Source organism: Bacillus sp. FSL R5-0603 (assembly GCF_038050295.1).
GTDB classification, from domain to species: domain Bacteria; phylum Bacillota; class Bacilli; order Bacillales; family Bacillaceae; genus Bacillus; species Bacillus subtilis.
The window spans coordinates 1,693,233-1,715,054 of the sequence record NZ_JBBOYP010000001.1; the positions used below are offsets into that span (position 1 = coordinate 1,693,233).

2 protein-coding genes (1 of these 2 cut by a window edge) are annotated in these 21,822 nt (G+C 46.7%); both read left to right on the forward strand.

Annotation, left to right across the window (positions count from 1 at the left end; genetic code table 11):
* Complete coding sequence (gene pksJ / locus NYE56_RS08740) at positions 1-15,132, forward strand: polyketide synthase PksJ (protein WP_341283723.1); 15,132 nt, start codon at positions 1-3, stop codon at positions 15,130-15,132.
* Positions 15,116-21,822 carry the beginning of a polyketide synthase PksL gene (gene pksL, locus NYE56_RS08745; protein WP_341283724.1) on the forward strand. It continues 6,922 nt past the right edge of the window, so the window shows 6,707 of its 13,629 coding nt (coding positions 1-6,707); it begins with the start codon at positions 15,116-15,118; its stop codon lies off the right edge, out of view. Before pksJ ends, pksL begins: the two co-directional genes overlap by 17 nt.

Consider the following 21,822-nt stretch of genomic DNA (forward strand, 5'->3'; position numbering starts at 1 on the left):
ATGAGAAATAATGATAATATCCGCATATTAGCTAATCCTTCTGTCAGTCATGGTGAGCCTTTACATATATCTGAAAAGCAGCCGGCAACAATACCTGAAGTTTTATACAGAACGGCGGCGGAGCTTGGGGATACAAAGGGAATCATTTATTTGCAGCCGGATGGAACTGAAGTTTACCAATCATACAGACGACTATGGGATGATGGACTGCGCATTGTGAAGGGGCTTCGCCAATCAGGCCTGAAAGCAAAACAAAACGTGATTTTGCAGCTTGGTGACAATTCACAGCTTCTCCCTGCGTTCTGGGGGTGTGTGTTAACAGGGGTTGTTCCGGCTCCATTAGCCGTTCCGCCAACGTATGCTGAATCGAGCAGCGGCACTCAAAAGCTGAAAGACGCATGGACGCTTCTTGACAAGCCAGCGGTGATTACGGACCGGGGGATGCACCAGGAAATGCTCGATTGGGCAAAAGAACAAGGGCTTGAAGGGTTCAGGGCAATTGCTGTAGAGGATCTGCTCAGCGCTGAAGCGGACACAGATTGGCATCAATCCAGTCCCGAAGACTTAGCGCTTTTATTGCTGACTTCAGGCAGTACGGGAACGCCCAAAGCAGTTATGCTTAATCATCGTAACATTATGAGCATGGTGAAAGGGATTATTCAAATGCAAGGCTTCACTAGAGAGGATATTACGTTTAACTGGATGCCGTTTGACCATGTCGGAGGGATCGGAATGCTGCATTTGCGGGATGTTTATCTTGGCTGTCAGGAAATTAACGTCTCAAGCGAAACAATCTTAATGGAGCCGTTGAAATGGCTGGATTGGATTGATCATTACCGAGCTTCTGTTACGTGGGCGCCGAATTTTGCGTTTGGTCTGGTTACTGATTTTGCAGAAGAAATAAAAGATAGGAAATGGGATCTGTCTTCAATGCGATACATGCTCAATGGCGGGGAAGCAATGGTAGCCAAGGTAGGGCGCAGAATACTTGAGCTTTTAGAACCACATGGACTGCCTGCTGACGCCATCCGACCTGCATGGGGAATGTCCGAAACTTCATCGGGCGTTATTTTTTCTCATGAATTTACCCGGGCTGGAACAAGTGATGATGATCATTTTGTTGAAATAGGCTCTCCAATCCCCGGCTTCTCTATGAGAATTGTGAATGACCATAATGAATTGGTTGAAGAGGGCGAGATCGGCCGTTTTCAAGTCTCGGGTCTTTCTGTTACTAGCGGTTATTACCAGCGGCCTGATTTGAATGAGAGTGTGTTTACAGAAGACGGCTGGTTTGAAACCGGAGATCTTGGCTTTTTGCGAAACGGGCGCTTAACCATAACAGGCCGTACGAAAGATGCAATTATCATTAACGGCATTAATTATTACAGTCATGCAATTGAGTCTGCAGTTGAAGAATTATCTGAAATTGAAACTTCTTATACTGCTGCTTGCGCTGTCCGTCTGGGCCAGAATTCAACAGATCAGCTGGCTATCTTCTTTGTTACTTCCGCAAAATTAAATGATGAGCAGATGTCTCAGCTTCTTAGAAACATACAATCCCATGTCTCACAGGTGATCGGAGTCACCCCGGAATATTTGCTGCCTGTACAAAAAGAAGAGATTCCAAAAACGGCTATTGGAAAGATCCAGCGCACCCAGCTAAAAACTTCATTTGAAAATGGAGAGTTCGACCACTTGCTACATAAACCCAATCGGATGAACGATGCGGTCCAGGATGAGGAGATACAGCAAGCAGACCATGTGAAAAGAGTAAGGGAAGAAATACAGAAGCATCTGCTCACCTGTTTGACTGATGAGCTGCACGTTTCCCGCGATTGGGTGGAGCCAAATGCAAATATCCAAAGTCTTGGTGTGAATTCTATCAAGATGATGAAGCTCATTCGATCGATCGAGAAAAACTACCATATCAAACTAACAGCCAGAGAGATACATCAATATCCTACAATTGAACGCTTAGCCAGCTATCTATCAGGACATGAAGACCTCAGCAGCTTGTCTGCTGACAAAAAGGGCACGGACACATATAAAACCGAACCGGAAAGGAGTCAGGCAACTTTTCAGCCTCTCTCTGAGGTTCAAAAAGGATTATGGACATTGCAAAAAATGTCACCCGAAAAAAGTGCATATCACGTACCTCTCTGTTTTAAATTTTCGTCAGGGCTTCACCTTGAAACATTACAGCAGGCTTTCGGCCTTGTATTGAATCAGCACCCAATCTTAAAGCACGTCATCCAAGAGAAAGACGGAATGCCATTTCTTAAAAATGAGCCAGCACTTTCAATTGAAATCAAGACAGAAAATATCTCAAGTATGAAAGAGTCTGATATTCCTGCTTTTCTTAGGAAGAAAGTAAAGGAACCGTATGTAAAGGAAAACAGCCCGTTAGTCCGTGTCATGAGCTTTTCCAGATCTGAACAAGAGCATTTTTTATTAGTTGTCATTCACCATTTGATTTTTGACGGAGTTTCGTCTGTCACATTTATACGCAGTCTGTTTGATACCTATCAGCTTCTTTTAAAAGGACAGCAGCCGGAAAAAGCTGTTTCTCCTGCCATTTATCATGATTTTGCGGCATGGGAGAAAAACATGCTTGCCGGCAAACACGGTGTGAAGCATCGTACATATTGGCAGAAACAGCTATCGGGAACTTTGCCGAATCTTCAGCTGCCTAAGGTCAGCGCAAGTTCAGTCGATTCTGAGTTTAGAGAGAATACATACACCAGGCGGCTGTCCAGCGGCTTCATGAATCAGGTCAGAACGTTTGCGAAAGAGCATTCTGTAAATGTCACGACGGTATTCTTAAGCTGCTATATGATGCTGCTTGGCCGTTACACCGGCCAAAAGGAACAGATCGTCGGCATGCCGGCCATGGTGAGGCCGGAAGATAGATTTGATGATGCCATTGGACATTTTCTCAATATGCTCCCGATTCGGAGTGAGCTGAACCCGGCAGACACTTTTTCTAGCTTTATTTCAAAATTGCAATTAACGATATTGGATGGGCTTGATCATGCAGCATATCCTTTTCCAAAAATGGTGAGGGATCTGAATATTCCTCGCAGTCAAGCAGGTTCACCGGTATTTCAAACCGCTTTTTTCTATCAGAATTTTCTTCAATCCGGAAGCTATCAAAGCTTGCTGAGCCGCTATGCTGACTTCTTTTCTGTCGATTTCGTTGAGTATATTCACCAAGAGGGCGAATACGAATTAGTATTTGAACTGTGGGAAACAGAAGAAAAAATGGAGCTGAACATCAAGTATAATACTGGGCTGTTTGATGCGGCTTCTATATCCGACATGTTGGACCATTTTGTTTATGTAACAGAGCAGGCGATGTTGAATCCTTCTCAGCCTTTAAAAGAGTATTCTTTATTACCTGAGGCAGAGAAGCAGATGATTCTCAAAACATGGAACGCCACAGGAAAAACGTATCCATATATCACTTTTCATGAGTTGTTTGAGCAGCAGGCGAAAAAGACGCCTGATAGAGCGGCTGTCAGCTATGAAGGTCAAACATTGACGTATCGGGAGCTTGATGAAAGAAGCACACAGCTGGCCATTTATTTGCAGGCGCATGGAGTGGGTCCTGACCGTCTGGCGGGGATCTATGTGGATCGATCGCTGGACATGCTAGTGGGTTTATTAGCGATCCTCAAGGCTGGGGGAGCGTATGTGCCGCTAGACCCGTCCTATCCGGCTGAACGATTAGAATACATGCTTGAGGACAGTGAAGTTTTCATTACACTGACGACATCGGAATTAGTAAATACGTTGAGTTGGAACGGTGTCACAACAGCTCTTTTAGATCAAGATTGGGATGAAATTGCTCAAACAGCCTCTGATCGAAAAGTGCTTACACGCACTGTCACGCCGGAGAACTTGGCATATGTCATTTATACATCCGGCAGCACAGGAAAGCCAAAAGGTGTCATGATACCGCATAAAGCTTTGACAAACTTTCTCGTTTCGATGGGGGAAACACCAGGTCTTACGGCAGAGGATAAAATGCTTGCTGTCACAACCTACTGTTTTGATATCGCAGCTCTGGAATTATTTTTGCCTTTAATAAAGGGCGCACACTGCTATATTTGTCAAACGGAGCATACAAAAGACGTTGAAAAACTGAAACGGGACATCCGCACGATCAAACCGACAGTGATGCAGGCAACCCCCGCTACGTGGAAGATGCTCTTTTATTCAGGCTGGGAAAATGAAGAGAGCGTGAAAATTTTATGCGGAGGCGAAGCATTGCCTGAGACATTAAAACGATATTTCTTAGATACGGGCAGCGAAGCCTGGAATATGTTCGGGCCAACCGAAACAACTATCTGGTCAGCGGTTCAGCGCATTAACGATGAATGCTCTCATGCCACGATAGGAAGGCCAATCGCCAATACACAAATCTATATTACGGATTCTCAGCTCGCGCCAGTGCCGGCAGGTGTCCCGGGTGAGCTGTGCATTGCAGGAGACGGTGTGGCGAAGGGCTACTACAAAAAGGAAGAATTAACGGATTCGAGATTCATTGACAACCCTTTTGAGCCTGGGTCTAAGCTTTATAGAACGGGAGACATGGCCCGCTGGCTTCCGGGAGGGCGAATTGAATATATAGGCCGCATCGATAATCAAGTAAAAATCCGCGGATTCCGTATTGAACTTGGTGACATTGAAAGCAGGCTTAGTGAGCATCCCGGCATTCTGGAATGCGTTGTGGTCGCAGATATGGATAATCTAGCTGCCTATTATACAGCTAAACATGCAAATGCTTCTCTCTCAGCGAGAGAGCTGCGTCATTTGGTGAAAAACGCTTTGCCTGCCTATATGGTGCCTTCTTATTTTATTCAGCTTGATCATATGCCGTTAACTCCGAACGGAAAGGTAGATAGAAACAGCCTTAAGAATATCGATTTATCAGGGGAGCAGCTAAAGCAAAGGCAGACCTCTCCTAAGAACATTCAGGATACTGTTTTTACCATTTGGCAGGAAGCGCTGAAAACGAGTGACATTGAATGGGATGACGGATTTTTCGATGTGGGCGGGGATTCGCTTCTCGCGGTCACTGTGGCTGATCGCATCAAACATGAACTATCCTGTGAGTTTTCTGTCACAGACCTGTTTGAGTATTCAACCATTAAAAATATCAGCCAGTACATCACTGAACAGCGAATGGGCGATGCAAGTGACCATATGCCGACAGAACCGGCAGCTCATATAGAAGATCAGTCTACCGAGATGAGTGATCTCCCGGACTATTATGATGATAGTGTGGCGATTATTGGCATATCGTGTGAATTTCCAGGGGCAAAAAATCGTGATGAATTTTGGGAGAACCTCAGAGACGGCAAGGAAAGCATTGCGTTTTTCAATAAAGAAGAGCTTCAGCGCTTTGGCATTTCAAAGGAGATAGCGGGGAATGCCGACTATGTCCCTGCTAAAGCTTCAATTGAGGGGAAAGACAGATTTGATCCAAGCTTCTTTCAAATCTCTCCTAAAGACGCTGAATTTATGGACCCTCAGCTTCGGATGCTGCTGACTCATTCATGGAAAGCAATAGAAGATGCCGGTTATGCTGCGAGACAGATTCCGCAAACCAGTGTTTTTATGTCGGCAAGCAATAATTCTTATCGCGCGCTGCTGCCTTCAGATACAACAGAGAGCCTGGAGACGCCGGACGGCTATGTTTCGTGGGTGCTTGCACAGAGCGGGACGATTCCGACAATGATTTCTCATAAGCTCGGGCTGAGAGGGCCAAGCTATTTCGTTCATGCCAACTGCTCATCCTCTCTGATTGGATTGCATTCTGCCTATAAAAGCCTGCTGTCGGGTGAATCTGATTATGCTTTAGTTGGCGGTGCAACGCTGCATACCGAGTCAAATATCGGATATGTGCATCAGCCGGGGCTGAACTTTTCGAGTGATGGACATATTAAAGCTTTTGACGCTTCAGCTGACGGAATGATAGGCGGTGAGGGCGTTGCTGTTGTATTGCTGAAAAAAGCAGCTGATGCAGTAAAGGACGGGGATCATATCTATGCCTTGCTGAGAGGCATTGGTGTAAATAACGACGGCGCTGACAAAGTCGGCTTTTATGCTCCAAGCGTTAAAGGCCAGGCTGACGTGGTCCAACAGGTCATGAATCAAACGAAGGTACAGCCTGAATCCATCTGCTATGTAGAAGCACACGGGACCGGAACGAAGCTGGGGGACCCGATCGAGCTGGCGGCTTTAACAAACGTTTACAGGCAATATACAAATAAAACGCAATTTTGCGGCATTGGGTCGGTGAAAACCAATATCGGACATTTAGATACAGCCGCCGGTCTTGCGGGCTGCATTAAGGTCGTGATGAGTCTTTATCATCAAGAGCTTGCACCGAGTATCAATTATAAGGAGCCGAATCCAAATACAGACTTAGCCAGCTCTCCTTTTTACGTCGTTGATCAAAAGAAAACGTTAAGCCGTGAGATCAAAACGCACAGGGCTGCACTTAGCTCGTTCGGGCTTGGCGGGACAAATACCCATGCCATTTTTGAACAATTCAAAAGGGATTCAGATAAGAGAAAGATAGACGGAACCTGCATCGTCCCGATCTCGGCGAAAAATAAAGAGAGGCTGCAAGAGTATGCAGAAGACATTCTGGCCTATTTGGAAAGAAGAGGGCTTGAGAACAGCCAGCTGCCTGATTTTGCGTATACCCTTCAGGTGGGGCGCGAAGCGATGGAGCATCGCGTTGTCTTTATTGCCGATCATGTAAATGAGTTAAAACAGAGGCTCACAGATTTTATCAATGGAAAAACAGCGATTGAAGGCTGTTTTCAAGGAAGTAAGCACAATGCCAGAGAGGTTTCATGGCTGATGGAGGATGAGGACAGCGCTGAACTCATACGTAAGTGGATGGCCAAAGGAAAAGTAAACAAGCTTGCAGAAATGTGGAGCAAGGGAGCGCATATAGATTGGATGCAGCTTTACAAGGGAGAGCGCCCAAACAGAATGAGTCTGCCGACTTATCCATTTGCAAAGGAACGATACTGGCCGTCGCAGGATGACCGCAAACCGGTGGCGCAGCTATCCGGAAATCAGACAGGGATCGGCTCTATTCATCCATTGCTTCATCAGAATACATCTGATTTTTCTGAGCAGAAATTCAGTTCGGTTTTCACTGGTGAAGAATTCTTCCTGAGAGACCATGAGGTAAGAGGAAAGCCTGTGCTTCCTGGTGTTGCGTACCTTGAAATGGCGTACGCGGCTATAAACCAGGCGGCAGGAAGTGAAATTGGCCAAGATGTCAGAATCAGATTGAATCATATAGTCTGGGTTCAGCCTGTTGTGGTTGACAGACATTCAGCTCAAGTGGATATCAGTCTCTTCCCTGAAGAAGATGGAAAAATCACCTTTGACATTTACAGTACACAGGAAGACGGGGACGACCCTGTTATTCATAGTCAAGGCAGTGCGGAGCTGGCATCTGCCGCCGAAACGCCAGTCGCAGACCTCACTGAAATGTCACGCCGCTGCGGCAAAGGAAAGATGTCGCCTGATCAATTTTACGAAGAAGGCAGAAGCAGAGGAATGTTCCATGGTCCGGCCTTTCAAGGAATTAAGAATGTGAATATAGGAAACAGAGAGGTTTTGGCGCAGCTGCAGCTTCCAGAAATCGTTTCTGGAACGAATGAACAGTTTGTGCTGCACCCAAGTATCATGGACTCCGCCTTGCAGACAGCAACAATATGCATCATGCAGGAATTGACGGATCAAAAGCTGATTTTGCCATTTGCGCTTGAGGAGCTTGAGGTGATCAAAGGGTGTTCTTCTTCTATGTGGGCTTATGCTCGCTTAAGTGACAGCGATCACTCCGGAGGGGTTGTTCAGAAAGCGGATATCGATGTCATTGACGAGAGTGGAAGCGTATGTGTTAGGATCAAAGGATTCTCAACGAGAGTATTAGAAGGGGAGGTTCATCCTTCAAAGCCTTCATCACGGCACGAACGCTTAATGCTTGAACCGGTGTGGGAAAAACAGAATGAAGAACGAGAGGACGAAGATCCTTCGTACACGGAGCATATCATTGTTCTCTTCGAAACTGAACGAAGTGTCACAGACAGCATTGCCTCCCACATGAAAGATGTCCGTGTGATTACTCTGAATGAAGCTGAAGGACATATTGCTGAACGTTATCAATGTTACACGCAGAACATTTTTGAACTCCTGCGAGGCAAGCTCCGTGAGCTTTCTGCAGGCCATATCATCATTCAAGCGATTGTTCCGCTGAAAAAAGAGAAGCAATTGTTTGCCGGCGTTTCCGGTCTGCTTAAAACAGCAGAAATAGAGTTCAGCAAACTGACTGCTCAGGTCATCGAAATTGAGAAACCTGAAGAGATGATAGACCTTCACCTCAAGCTGAAAGACGACAGCCGGAGACCATTTGACAAACAGATTCGATATGAGGCTGGGCACCGATTTGTGAAAGGCTGGAGGGAAATGGTGCTTCCTTCAGCTGATACGCTTCACATTCCGTGGAGAGACGAAGGCGTTTATCTAATCACAGGCGGAGCAGGAAGCTTAGGCCTTCAGTTTGCAAAGGAAATTGCCAAGCGAACTGGCCGGTCTACTATTGTGCTGACGGGACGATCTGTTTTAAGTGAGGATAAGAAAAACGAGCTGGAGGCTCTTCGAAGCATCGGAGCGGAGGTTGTCTATCGAGAGGCTGATGTAAGTGATCAGCATGCGGTTCGTCATCTTTTGGAGGAAATCAAAGAAAGATATGGCACTCTCAATGGAATTATTCACGGTGCAGGCAGCATTAAAGATCGCTTCATCATTCATAAAACGAATGAAGAGTTTCAAGAAGTGCTGCATCCAAAAGTGAGCGGGTTGTTACATGTAGACGAATGCAGCAAGGATTTCCCATTGGACTTTTTCATTTTCTTCTCATCTGTTTCGGGATGTTTAGGAAACGCTGGACAAGCCGATTATGCGGCAGCCAATTCGTTTATGGATGCATTTGCTGAATACCGCCGTTCTCTTGCGGCATCAAAAAAGAGATTCGGCTCCACCATTTCCTTCAATTGGCCGTTATGGAAAGAAGGCGGTATGCAAGTCGGCGCTGAAGATGAAAAGAGAATGCTGAAAACGACGGGAATGGTCCCGATGCCGACAGATAGTGGCTTGAAAGCATTTTATCAAGGGATAGCATCTGATAAGCCGCAAGTTTTTGTGATGGAAGGACAGCTTCAGAAAATGAAACAAAAACTGCTTTCCGCAGGATCGAAAGCCAAGCGGAACGATCAGAGAAAGGCGGATCAGGATCAAGGACAAACTAGAAAATTGGAAGCAGCCTTAATCCAAATGGTTGGCGCAATTTTGAAAGTAAACACTGACGATATCGATGTCAACACAGAGCTGAGTGAGTACGGATTCGACTCAGTTACATTCACTGTCTTTACAAACAAGATCAACGAAAAATTTCAGTTGGAGCTAACACCGACCATTTTCTTTGAATATGGCAGCGTCCAAAGCCTGGCTGAATATGTAGTTGCTGCGTATCAGGGCGAATGGAATCAAGATGCTACTGCTAAAGGCATAGATGAAAGAACAAACTCATTGCACAGTTTAAACAGCCTGGAGGCATCATTAAGCAACATGGTCAGTGCAATTTTAAAAGTAAATAGTGAAGATATTGATGTCAATACAGAGCTGAGTGAATACGGATTTGATTCTGTTACATTTACGGTCTTTACAAACAAGATTAACGAAGAATTTCAGTTGGAGCTAACGCCGACCATTTTCTTTGAATATGGAAGTATCCAAAGCCTGGCTGAGTATTTGACTGCTGAACATGAGGACACCCTGGTTCAGGAGCGCGAAAAACCAGAGGGGCAGGAAGAGTTACAAACAAAATCCCCTGAAGCGCCGAAAATCACATCACGTAGAAAGCGCCGCTTTACACAGCCTGTTATTGCAAAAGCAGAAAGAAACAAAAAGCAGGCTGCCGATTTTGAGCCGGTTGCAATTGTCGGCATCAGCGGCCGATTCCCTGGCGCTATGGATATAGATGAATTTTGGAAAAACCTAGAAAAAGGAAAAGACAGCATCACAGAAGTTCCAAAAGATCGATGGGATTGGCGGGAGCATTATGGAAACCCAGACACTGACGTCAATAAAACCGACATCAAATGGGGTGGGTTTATTGATGGTGTCGCAGAGTTTGATCCGTTGTTTTTTGGTATTTCGCCGCGAGAAGCTGATTATGTAGACCCTCAGCAACGCTTGTTAATGACATACGTGTGGAAGGCATTGGAAGATGCGGGTTGCTCGCCGCAAAGCCTTTCGGGTACAGGGACTGGTATCTTTATCGGTACGGGAAACACCGGTTATAAAGATCTATTCCATAGAGCGAATCTTCCAATTGAAGGCCATGCTGCTACAGGTCATATGATTCCTTCGGTAGGCCCGAATAGAATGAGTTATTTTTTAAATATTCATGGTCCGAGCGAACCAGTAGAGACGGCTTGTTCCAGTTCTCTTGTAGCCATTCACCGTGCTGTGACTGCGATGCAAAACGGTGATTGTGAGATGGCGATCGCTGGAGGCGTGAATACGATCTTAACCGAGGAGGCGCATATTAGCTACAGCAAGGCGGGGATGCTCAGCAAAGACGGCAGGTGTAAAACCTTCTCTGCCGATGCGAATGGCTATGTCAGAGGCGAAGGGGTCGGAATGGTCATGTTGAAAAAGCTGGAAGATGCCGAGCGCGACGGAAATCATATTTACGGCGTTATTCGGGGGACAGCGGAAAATCACGGCGGAAGAGCCAATACCCTGACATCGCCTAATCCGAAAGCACAAGCTGATTTGTTGGTGCGTGCATATCGCCAAGCAGGCATAGATCCAAGCACTGTCACATATATCGAAGTACATGGAACAGGGACGGAATTGGGCGATCCGATTGAAATAAATGGGCTGAAAGCCGCGTTTAAGGAACTATCCAATATGAGAGGCGAGAGCCAGCCGGATGTTCCGGATCACCGTTGCGGCATCGGCTCAGTTAAAAGCAATATCGGTCATTTAGAGCTAGCGGCAGGTATTTCCGGTTTGATCAAGGTGCTTTTGCAAATGAAGCATAAAACGTTAGTGAAAAGCCTGCATTGCGAGACGCTTAACCCTTATCTTCAGCTGACTGACAGTCCGTTTTACATCGTTCAGGAAAAACAGGAATGGAAGTCTGTCACAGATCGTGACGGAAACGAGCTTCCACGCCGTGCGGGAATCAGTTCGTTTGGGATTGGCGGAGTAAACGCGCATATTGTGGTTGAAGAATATATGCCAAAAGCCAATTCAGAACACACGGCTACAGAACAGCCAAACGTGATTGTGCTGTCGGCTAAAAATAAAAGCAGGCTGATGGATCGTGCTTCGCAATTGCTTGAGGCGATTCGCAATAAAAAATATACAGATCAGGAGTTACACCGCATCGCTTACACCCTGCAGGTCGGGCGCGAGGAAATGGATGAGCGTCTGGCGTGTGTTGCGGGGACGATGCAGGAACTTGAAGAGAGACTGCAGGCGTTTGTTGACGGTAAGGAAGAAACAGACGAATTTTTCCGGGGACAGTCTCATCGAAATAAAGAGACCCAGACTATTTTTACAGCAGATGAAGATATGGCGTTGGCACTTGATGCTTGGATCAGAAAAAGAAAATACGCCAAACTTGCTGATTTATGGGTCAAAGGGGTCTCAATCCAGTGGAACACATTATATGGAGAGAACAAACCGCGCCTGATCAGCCTCCCTTCATACCCGTTTGCGAAGGATCACTATTGGGTGCCGGTAAAGGAACATTCAGAAAGAGACAAAAAAGAACTGGTTAATGCAATTGAAGATCGGGCTGCATGCTTTTTGACGAAGCAATGGAGTTTGAGTCCAATTGGCTCAGCAGTGCCCGGGATAAGAACTGTTGCCATCCTGAGCAATCAAGAGACAGCAGATTTAGCAGCAGAAGTGTCTTCGTATTTTCCGAATCATCTCTTAATAGAAGTGAGCCGGATAGAAAATGATCAGTCAGACATTGACTGGAAAGAGTTTGACGGCCTAGTGGATGTCATCGGATGCGGTAAGGATGATGAGGGCCGGCTGGATTGGATTGAATGGGTGCAAAGACTGGTTGAATTCGGGCATAAAGAGGGGCTCAGGCTGCTTTGTGTGACGAAGGGGCTCGAATCGTTTCAAAACACATCTGTCCGGATGGCTGGCGCCTCACGGGCTGGGTTGTATCGAATGCTCCAATGCGAGTACAGCCATCTTATATCAAGGCATATGGATGCTGAGGAGGTTACTGATCATCGCCGTCTCGCGAAGTTGATCGCTGATGAGTTTTATTCCGATTCTCATGATGCCGAGGTTTGCTACAGAAATGGTTTACGGTACCAAGCTTTTCTAAAAGCACATCCGGAAACAGGTAAGGCCACGGAACAAAGCACGGTCTTCCCGAAAGATCATGTACTTCTCATTACAGGCGGCACACGAGGCATCGGACTATTATGCGCCCGTCATTTTGCAGAGTGCTATGGAGTGAAAAAACTGGTGCTGACCGGACGAGAACAGCTTCCTCCGCGAGAGGAATGGACTCGTTTTGACACCTCGAACACATCAGTTGCCCAGAAAATCCAGGCAGTGCGGGAGCTGGAAGCGAAGGGTGCACAGGTGGAGATGCTGTCGCTGACGTTATCTGATGATGCTCAGGTTGAGCAAACGCTGCAACATATCAAGCGAACATTAGGACCGATTGGCGGTGTCATTCATTGTGCAGGTCTGACGGATATGGATACGCTGGCATTTATCCGAAAAACTTCAGATGATATCCAGCGGGTGATGGAACCTAAGGTGTCAGGTCTTACAACGTTATATCGCCATGTGTGTAACGAGCCTTTACAGTTTTTTGTCTTATTTTCTTCTGTTTCAGCCATTATTCCGGAGCTTTCGGCGGGACAAGCTGACTATGCGATGGCCAATAGCTATATGGATTATTTTGCAGAAGCACATCAGAAACATGTGCCGATCATCAGTGTTCAGTGGCCGAACTGGAAAGAAACCGGTATGGGTGAAGTGACAAATCAAGCGTATCGGGAAAGCGGCTTGTTGAGCATTACGAATTCAGAAGGCTTACGTTTTCTAGATCAAATTGTATCGAAAATGTTCGGACCGGTTGTTCTCCCTGCAATGGCGAATCAAACAAACTGGGAGCCGGAACTGCTGATGAAGAGGAGGAAACCGCATGAGGGCGGTTTGCAGGAAGCTGCTTTACAGAGCCCGCCAGCCAGAGACATTGAAGAGGCCGATGAAGTTTCCAAATGTGATGGATTATTATCTGAAACACAGTCCTGGCTTGTTGATCTGTTTACCGAAGAGCTGAGAATAGATCGTGAAGACTTCGAGATTGACGGGTTGTTTCAGGATTATGGCGTGGATTCGATCATTTTGGCACAGGTGCTCCAGCGTATAAACCGCAAATTAGAGGCAGCGCTCGATCCATCGATTCTATATGAATACCCGACAATTCAAAGGTTCGCAGATTGGCTGATCGGTTCTTATTCCGAAAGGCTGTCCGCTTTATTCGGAGGCAGGATATCGGATGCATCAGCACCTTTGGAGAACAAAATAGAGGCGGAGGCATCTGTTCCTGCGAAGGATCGAGCTCTTACACCCCAGATTCAGGCGCCAGCGATTTTGTCACCGGACTCTCATGCAGAAGGTATTGCCGTTGTCGGACTCTCTTGCCGATTCCCTGGGGCAGAGACATTGGAGTCATATTGGTCGTTACTATCCGAGGGGCGTTCATCAATCGGTCCGATTCCGGCAGAGCGTTGGGGCTGTAAGACGCCATATTATGCCGGCGTGATTGATGACGTCAGCTATTTTGATCCTGATTTCTTTTTGCTTAACGAAGAAGACGTAAGGGCGATGGATCCGCAAGCACTGCTCGTGTTGGAAGAGTGTCTGAAACTCTTGTATCACGCCGGTTATACGCCTGAGGAAATAAAGGGCAAGCCTGTCGGTGTTTATATTGGAGGCAGAAGCCAGCACAAACCTGATGAAGAGAGCCTTGATCATGCCAAGAATCCGATCGTGACAGTCGGCCAAAATTATTTAGCGGCTAATCTTTCACAATTTTTTGATGTCCGCGGCCCGAGTGTTGTAGTTGATACTGCATGCTCGTCAGCTTTGGTCGGCATGAATATGGCCATTCAGGCGCTGCGTGGCGGAGATATTCAATCCGCCATAGTCGGCGGTGTCAGCTTGCTGAGCTCAGATGACTCGCACAGGCTGTTTGACCGGCGCGGCATTTTAAGCAAGCATTCATCCTTCCATGTGTTTGATGAGCGTGCTGACGGAGTTGTGTTAGGTGAAGGCGTCGGAATGGTCATGTTAAAAACGGTAAAACAGGCACTGGAAGACGGAGATACCATATATGCTGTCGTGAAAGCGGCCTCGGTCAATAACGACGGAAGAACGGCGGGACCTGCAACACCTAATCTTGAGGCGCAAAAGGAAGTCATGAAAGATGCGCTTTTCAAAAGCGGAAAAAAACCAGAAGACATCAGCTATCTTGAGGCAAACGGGTCAGGTTCAATCGTAACCGATCTCCTTGAGCTAAAAGCGATCCAATCAGTGTACCGTTCTGGGCACTCATCGCCTCTTTCTCTTGGCTCAATCAAGCCGAACATCGGGCATCCGCTATGTGCTGAAGGGATCGCCAGCTTCATTAAGGTTGTGCTGATGCTGAAAGAGCGCCGCTTTGTCCCATTTTTATCAGGTGAAAAAGAGATGGCGCATTTCGATCAACAGAAAGCGAACATCACGTTCAGCCGAGCCCTGGAAAAATGGACAGATTCGCAGCCTACTGCGGCTATTAACTGCTTTGCCGATGGGGGGACGAATGCCCATGTCATTGTAGAGGCGTGGGAAAAAGATGAAAAACACGCCATCAAGCGCAGTCCAATATCGCCTCCTCAATTAAAGAAACGAACGCTTTTGCCAGGCGAGCCAAAGCTGGAAGCGGAGACTTCAAAAATGACTGCGGCAAACATATGGGATACTTATGAGGTGGAGGTCTAACGTGAAAAAGATAACGAAACAACTCACATTATCGTTAAAAAATCCGTTTATTTATCACCATGTGGTTTACGGACAAAATGTCCTGCCGGGATTGGCTTATATCGATATAATCTACCAGATATTCAGAGAACACGGCTTCTCATGCTCAGAGCTTCAGCTGCGGAATTTATCCATCTATCAGCCATTGACGGCGGAACAGGATGCAGTAATTGTTCTGAATATCCAATGCGCAGAGAAAAAAGAAGGACAGTGGCAAATCACAGCCAAGGGAATTGAAAAACGTGATGAGAAAGAAGCTTCAGAAGAAAAGCTCTATATGAAGGCTGATATGTACGCAGACTCCCCAGCCATATTTGAAGAAACACTGGATCTCAGTCAAATCAAAGCATCTGCACAGAACGTTGTTCAGCTTGATGATGTATATGAACAATGCAGACGTCAGGAATTGGTGCACAGCGAATATATGAAAGCAAGTGGCTGCATCTATGAAGAGGAAGACGGCGTCCTTCTTGAGCTTTCTCTCGGTTCGGAAGCCATGCTTCACGCAGAAGGCTTTATGTTTCACCCGACTCTCATAGACGGGAGCGGGGTGGGTGCCAATCATTTGCTCACATCTTTGCTTAAAGGAGAACAGAGGCTGTATTTGCCTCTGTTCTATGAATCCTTTTCCGCTTCTGCACTTTTGCAGTCGGATTGCATGACGAGAATTAAGCGCTCCTCCGTCCGGCGGGAAAAAGAGCTGATTTATGTAACCCTTGAATTTTTTAATGCGTCGGGAGAAAAAGTGGCTGAGTTGAAAAACTTTACAAGCAAATTGGTGCGAGCAGCGGAGCTGATTAGCGGAAAACATCAAGATGCACAGGAGACACAGATGACAAGAGCGGACACTGCTGAGCGTGATAAACCTGCTGACATGGTTTCTTCTCCCGTTGATTCCTACAGCGGGGCTGAACAGTTCGTAAGCCAATTAATTGCAGAGAAAATCAATAAGCCGGTAGAACAAGTTGAAAAACAGGTCGGTTATTACCAAATGGGACTGAATTCATCGGGCTTGCTTGAGGTGGTAGAAACGATCAGTGATAAGATCGGTGAGAGCCTTTCGCCGACTCTTCTGTTTGAGCATACCACCATAGCGGAGCTGTCAGCGTTTCTTGCCGAGGAATATGCTGAGCATTTTAGTGCCGCTGGTTCTCTTGGCCAGAATGAAAGAGCACACGTTTCCGACACAATAAACGACCGTAAGACTGTTGAAGCTTCTCGTCCTGTACCTGTTGAGGCAGCAGGCGATATTGCGATTATCGGCTTGGCGGGCAGGTATCCGAAGGCAGCCAATATTCATGAATTTTGGAACAATCTGAAAGAGGGGAAGGACTGCGTTAGCGAGATTCCTGAGTCGCGCTGGGATTGGCAGCGACTTGAAGGAATCACCTCTCCTTCGGGTAAGGACATTTCCAAATGGGGAGGATTTATTGATGATCCCGACTGCTTCGATCCCCAATTTTTCAGAATCACGCCAAGAGAAGCGGAGACAATGGACCCTCAAGAGCGGCTGTTTTTAGAAACATGCTGGGAAACGATTGAAGATGCGGGCTATACGCCAAAGACGTTGGCCAAGCCTAAAGGACGAAATAAAAGGCAGCATGTAGGAGTTTTTGCCGGTGTCATGCACAAGGATTATACATTAGTCGGAGCTGAAGAAGCATCAGCAGAAAATGTGTTTCCTCTTTCGCTCAACTATGCGCAAATCGCCAACCGTGTTTCTTACTTTTGTAATTTCCACGGTCCGAGTATGGCTGTCGATACGGTATGTTCATCCTCTTTGACCGCAGTGCACTTGGCGTTGGAAAGCATACGTCACGGTGAGTGCGATGTTGCGTTAGCAGGCGGAGTGAACCTGTCTTTGCACCCGAATAAATATATGACATACGGGGTCTGGGATATGTTTTCCACTGACGGACACTGCCGTACGTTTGGAAAGGATGGAGACGGTTATGTGCCTGCCGAGGGTATAGGCGCGGTTTTATTAAAGCCTTTGCGCCAGGCAGAGGAAGACGGAGATCGCATTTATGCAGTTATTAAAGGAAGTGCTGTGAATCATGTGGGCACTGTAAGCGGCATTTCAGTGCCGAGCCCTGTTTCTCAAGCTGATCTGATTGAGACATGCTTGGAGAAAACGGGAATCGATCCGCGGACGATCAGTTATGTGGAAGCCCATGGAACCGGCACGTCCTTAGGAGATCCGATCGAAATACAGGGATTAGTGAAAGCGTTCCGCCAATATACGCAGGATCGGCAGTTCTGTTCAATCGGTTCTGTAAAGTCAAACATTGGGCACGCCGAATCCGCCGCGGGGATCAGCGGTTTAAGCAAGGTTGCCCTTCAGCTTCACCATCAAAAACTTGTGCCTTCTTTGCATTCGGAAGAACTGAATCCGTACGTTGATTTTGAAAAGTCTCCATTTTATGTACAGCATAAAACAGAAACGTGGAAGCTGCCTGTTATCAAGGAGAATGGGGAAGAGGTCCCTTATCCGCGGCGGGCGGGTATCAGTTCCTTCGGAGCAACTGGTTCAAACGCACATATTATCCTTGAGGAATATATTCCTCAAACAGCGGAGCAGGACGTTTCTTTGTCCTCAGATTCTGACATATCCGCAGTTATTCCGCTTTCTGCCCGTAATCAAGAACGTCTCCGTGTATATGCAAAACGTCTCTTGGATTTTCTTCATGATGGGATTCAGATTAGAGATTTGGCGTATACATTGCAGGTAGGCCGTGAACCGATGGAAGAACGGGTTTCTTTCTTAGCATCCGGAATTCAAGAATTGAGCGACCAATTGAAGGCTTTTATAGAAGGACAAAAAAACATTCAGCATTGCTGGAAGGGCCGCGTGTCAAGAGGAAGCGAACCATCGCGACCAGCCGAATCTGTACATAAATTGCTGGAGCAAAGAAAACTCGATCAAATTGCAGAGCAGTGGGCGAACGGATCTGGTGTTGACTGGAAGCTGCTTTACGAGGGAAACAAACCAAAGCGGATCAGCCTGCCGACTTACCCATTTGAGAGGGTGCGTTATTGGGTGCCGAAAGCGGAGAAAAAGACTGATCGTTCAAAACAGGAGCGGCACATCCTGCATCCTCTTCTGCATCAAAATGTGTCCGACATATCGGGGGTCCGCTTCCGTTCAGCGTTTACAGGACGTGAATTTTTCTTGAAGGATCATGTCATAAAGGGCGAACACGTTTTACCTGGCGCAGCTTTATTGGAGATGATTCGGGCAGCTGTGGAAAGGGCAGCTGCGGATCAGTTCCCGACAGGATTCCGGCTCCGGAATATCGTCTGGGTCCGGCCGTTCGCCGTCACGGAACAGCAGAAAGATATAGATGTACGTCTATATCCTGAGGAGAATGGTGAGATTACATTTGAAATCTGCCGGGACCCTGAAAGCGCAGAGGAGTCGCCGATTGTATATGGGCAAGGGAGTGCAGTGCTTTGTGAGGCTGGTGAAAATCCGGTTATCAACATTGAAGAACTGAAGGCAAGCTATAATGGCCGGACGGTGTCACCTTTTGATTGCTACGAGGCTTATACAGAAATGGGTATTCATTATGGTGAAAGCCACAGAGCGATCGACAGCCTATATGCCGGCGAAAACGGAGTTCTAGTGAAATTGACGATGCCTCCTGTAATCTCTGATACAGAAGACCATTATATTCTGCATCCGAGCATGATAGATTCGGCATTTCAAGCATCTATCGGTTTGAGGCTGGGAGGAGCTACGAGTTTAGAAGACAGAAAGGCAATGCTGCCTTTTGCCATACAGGATGTCCAAATCTTCAAAGGCTGCGAGGCATCTATGTGGGCGCGGATCACATATAGCGAGGGCAGTACAGCTGGGGATCGTATGCAGAAGCTTGATATCGATTTATGCAATGAAGAGGGGCAGGTTTGCGTGCGATTGACGGGCTATTCTGCAAGAGTGTTAGAAACAGGTCAAGAAGATCCTTCTGAAGCGACTGACACGCTATTGTTCGAACATATTTGGGAAGAACGTGCTGCAGTGAGGAAAGAGCTCATAGAGTACGACACACATAAAGTCGTTGTCTGTGATGTTGGAGAACAAATGGAAAGCCTCCAAAATCATCTTGACTGTACAGTTCTGCAGCATGATACAGAGACAATTGATGAACGGTTTGAAGGTTATGCCATACAGTTATTTGAAGAAATCAAACAGCTAATGCACTCAAAAACAGGAGGACATACATTCATTCAAGTGGCGGTGCCTGCGTTGGACGAGCCTCAGCTATTAAGCGGCTTAACTGGATTGCTCAAAACGGCTGAACTGGAAAATCCAAAACTGACAGGACAGTTGATCGAAATAGAAACCGGGACGTCAGCTGGTGACCTATTCGAAATATTGGAGGAAAACAGACGCTATCCGCGTGACACGCATATCCGCCACTGGCAAGGGAAGCGATTTGTAAGCAAGTGGAAAGAAGTGTCTGGTGAGCACCTAAGTGCTGACATGCCATGGAAAGATAAAGGCGTGTATCTGATCACAGGCGGTGCAGGCGGTCTTGGATTCATCTTTGCAACTGAAATTGCAAACCAAACGAATGATGCGGTTGTGATCTTGACAGGACGCTCTCCGCTTGATGAAAGGAAGAAGAAGAAGCTTAAAGCCTTACAGAAACTTGGCATCCAAGCGATTTACAGACAAGCTGATCTGGCTGACAAACAAACGGTTGATGCCTTATTAAAAGAAACCCAAAACGTTTATGGAGACTTAGATGGCATCATTCACAGCGCCGGTTTAATAAAAGATAATTTCATTATGAAGAAAAAGAAAGAAGAGGTTCAAACCGTTCTTGCTCCAAAGGTAGCAGGACTGATTCACCTTGACGAAGCAACGAAAGATATTCCGCTCGATTTCTTTATCCTTTTTTCCTCAGGTGCCGGAGCAGTAGGAAGCGCGGGACAGGCTGATTACGCAATGGCCAATGCATTTATGAATGCATTCAGCGAATATCGCAATGGCCAAGCTGAGCTGCACAAGCGTTACGGAAAAACTCTTTCAGTGTGCTGGCCGCTGTGGAAAGACGGGGGCATGCAAATTGATGCGGAAACTGCAAGGATGCTGAAAAGAGAAACAGGCATGGTGGCCATGGAAACAGATCGTGGGATTCAGGCGCTATATCATGGCTGGACGTCAGGAAAGCCGCAAGTGTTAGTTGCTTCCGGTGTTACTGATCGGATTCGTGCATTTTTACATGAAACGGGACATGGCAAAGGCCAATCTCACGATATCAAAAAAAGCAGTCTCAATCAGGAGGCAGAAAAAGCAGACATGATAGGGGAAATTGATGAAGAGATACTAAGAGAAAAAGCGGAGAACTATTTTAAACAGGTGCTTTCTTCGGTGATTAAGCTGCCAGCCGGCCAGATTGATGCTGAAGCTCCTCTCGAGGATTACGGGATCGATTCTATCATGATCATGCATGTAACGGGTCAATTAGAAAAAGGATTCGGTTCTTTGTCCAAGACGCTGTTCTTTGAATATCAGGATATTCGCTCATTAACACGGTATTTTATTGATTCCCACAGAGAAAAACTGCTGGACATCTTGGGATTTGAAACAGGAAAACCTTCTGTTGGGAGAAAATCAGAAGCTGAAAAACAAGAAATCCCAGTTACCCCAAGAAAGTCTGGGTTTCTTCCTTTGCAAGATAAAGAGCAGAAGCAGTTAAGAGAGAAGGAAACGGAAGAAATTGCGATCATCGGTATCTCAGGTCGCTATCCGCAGGCAGACAACATTAATGAATTGTGGGAGAATCTGAGAGACGGTCGAGACTGTATTACTGAAATTCCTGCAGACCGCTGGGATCACAGTCTTTATTATGACGAAGATAAAGACAAGCCTGGAAAAACCTACAGCAAGTGGGGAGGCTTCTTGAAGGATGTAGACAAGTTTGATCCGCAGTTTTTCCATATATCGCCGCGTGAGGCAACATTAATGGACCCGCAAGAGCGTTTATTTTTGCAGTGCGTGTATGAAACGATGGAAGACGCAGGCTATACAAGAGAGCACCTCGGCCGTAAGCGTGATGCTGAGCTTGGCGGAAGCGTCGGTGTTTACGTCGGTGTCATGTATGAAGAATATCAGCTGTACGGGGCACAAGAGCAGGTGTGGGGAAGGTCTCTGGCTTTAACGGGAAATCCATCATCCATCGCGAACCGGGTATCTTATTATTTTGATTTTCACGGACCGAGTATTGCATTAGACACCATGTGTTCTTCTTCTTTAACGGCTATCCACTTGGCCTGCCAAAGCCTGCAGCGCGGAGAGTGTGAGGCGGCATTCGCAGGCGGCGTGAATGTGTCAATCCATCCAAATAAATATTTGATGCTTGGGCAGAACAAATTTATGTCCAGCAAAGGCCGGTGTGAAAGCTTCGGACAGGGCGGAGACGGCTATGTGCCGGGGGAAGGCGTTGGAGCAGTGCTTCTGAAGCCATTGTCTAAAGCAGTTGAAGATGGTGATCACATTTATGGAATCATTAAGGGGACAGCCATCAACCACGGGGGAAAAACAAACGGGTACTCAGTTCCCAATCCGAATGCCCAAGCAGATGTCATCAAAAAGGCGTTTATGGAAGCGAAGGTTGACCCGCGGGCAGTCAGTTACATCGA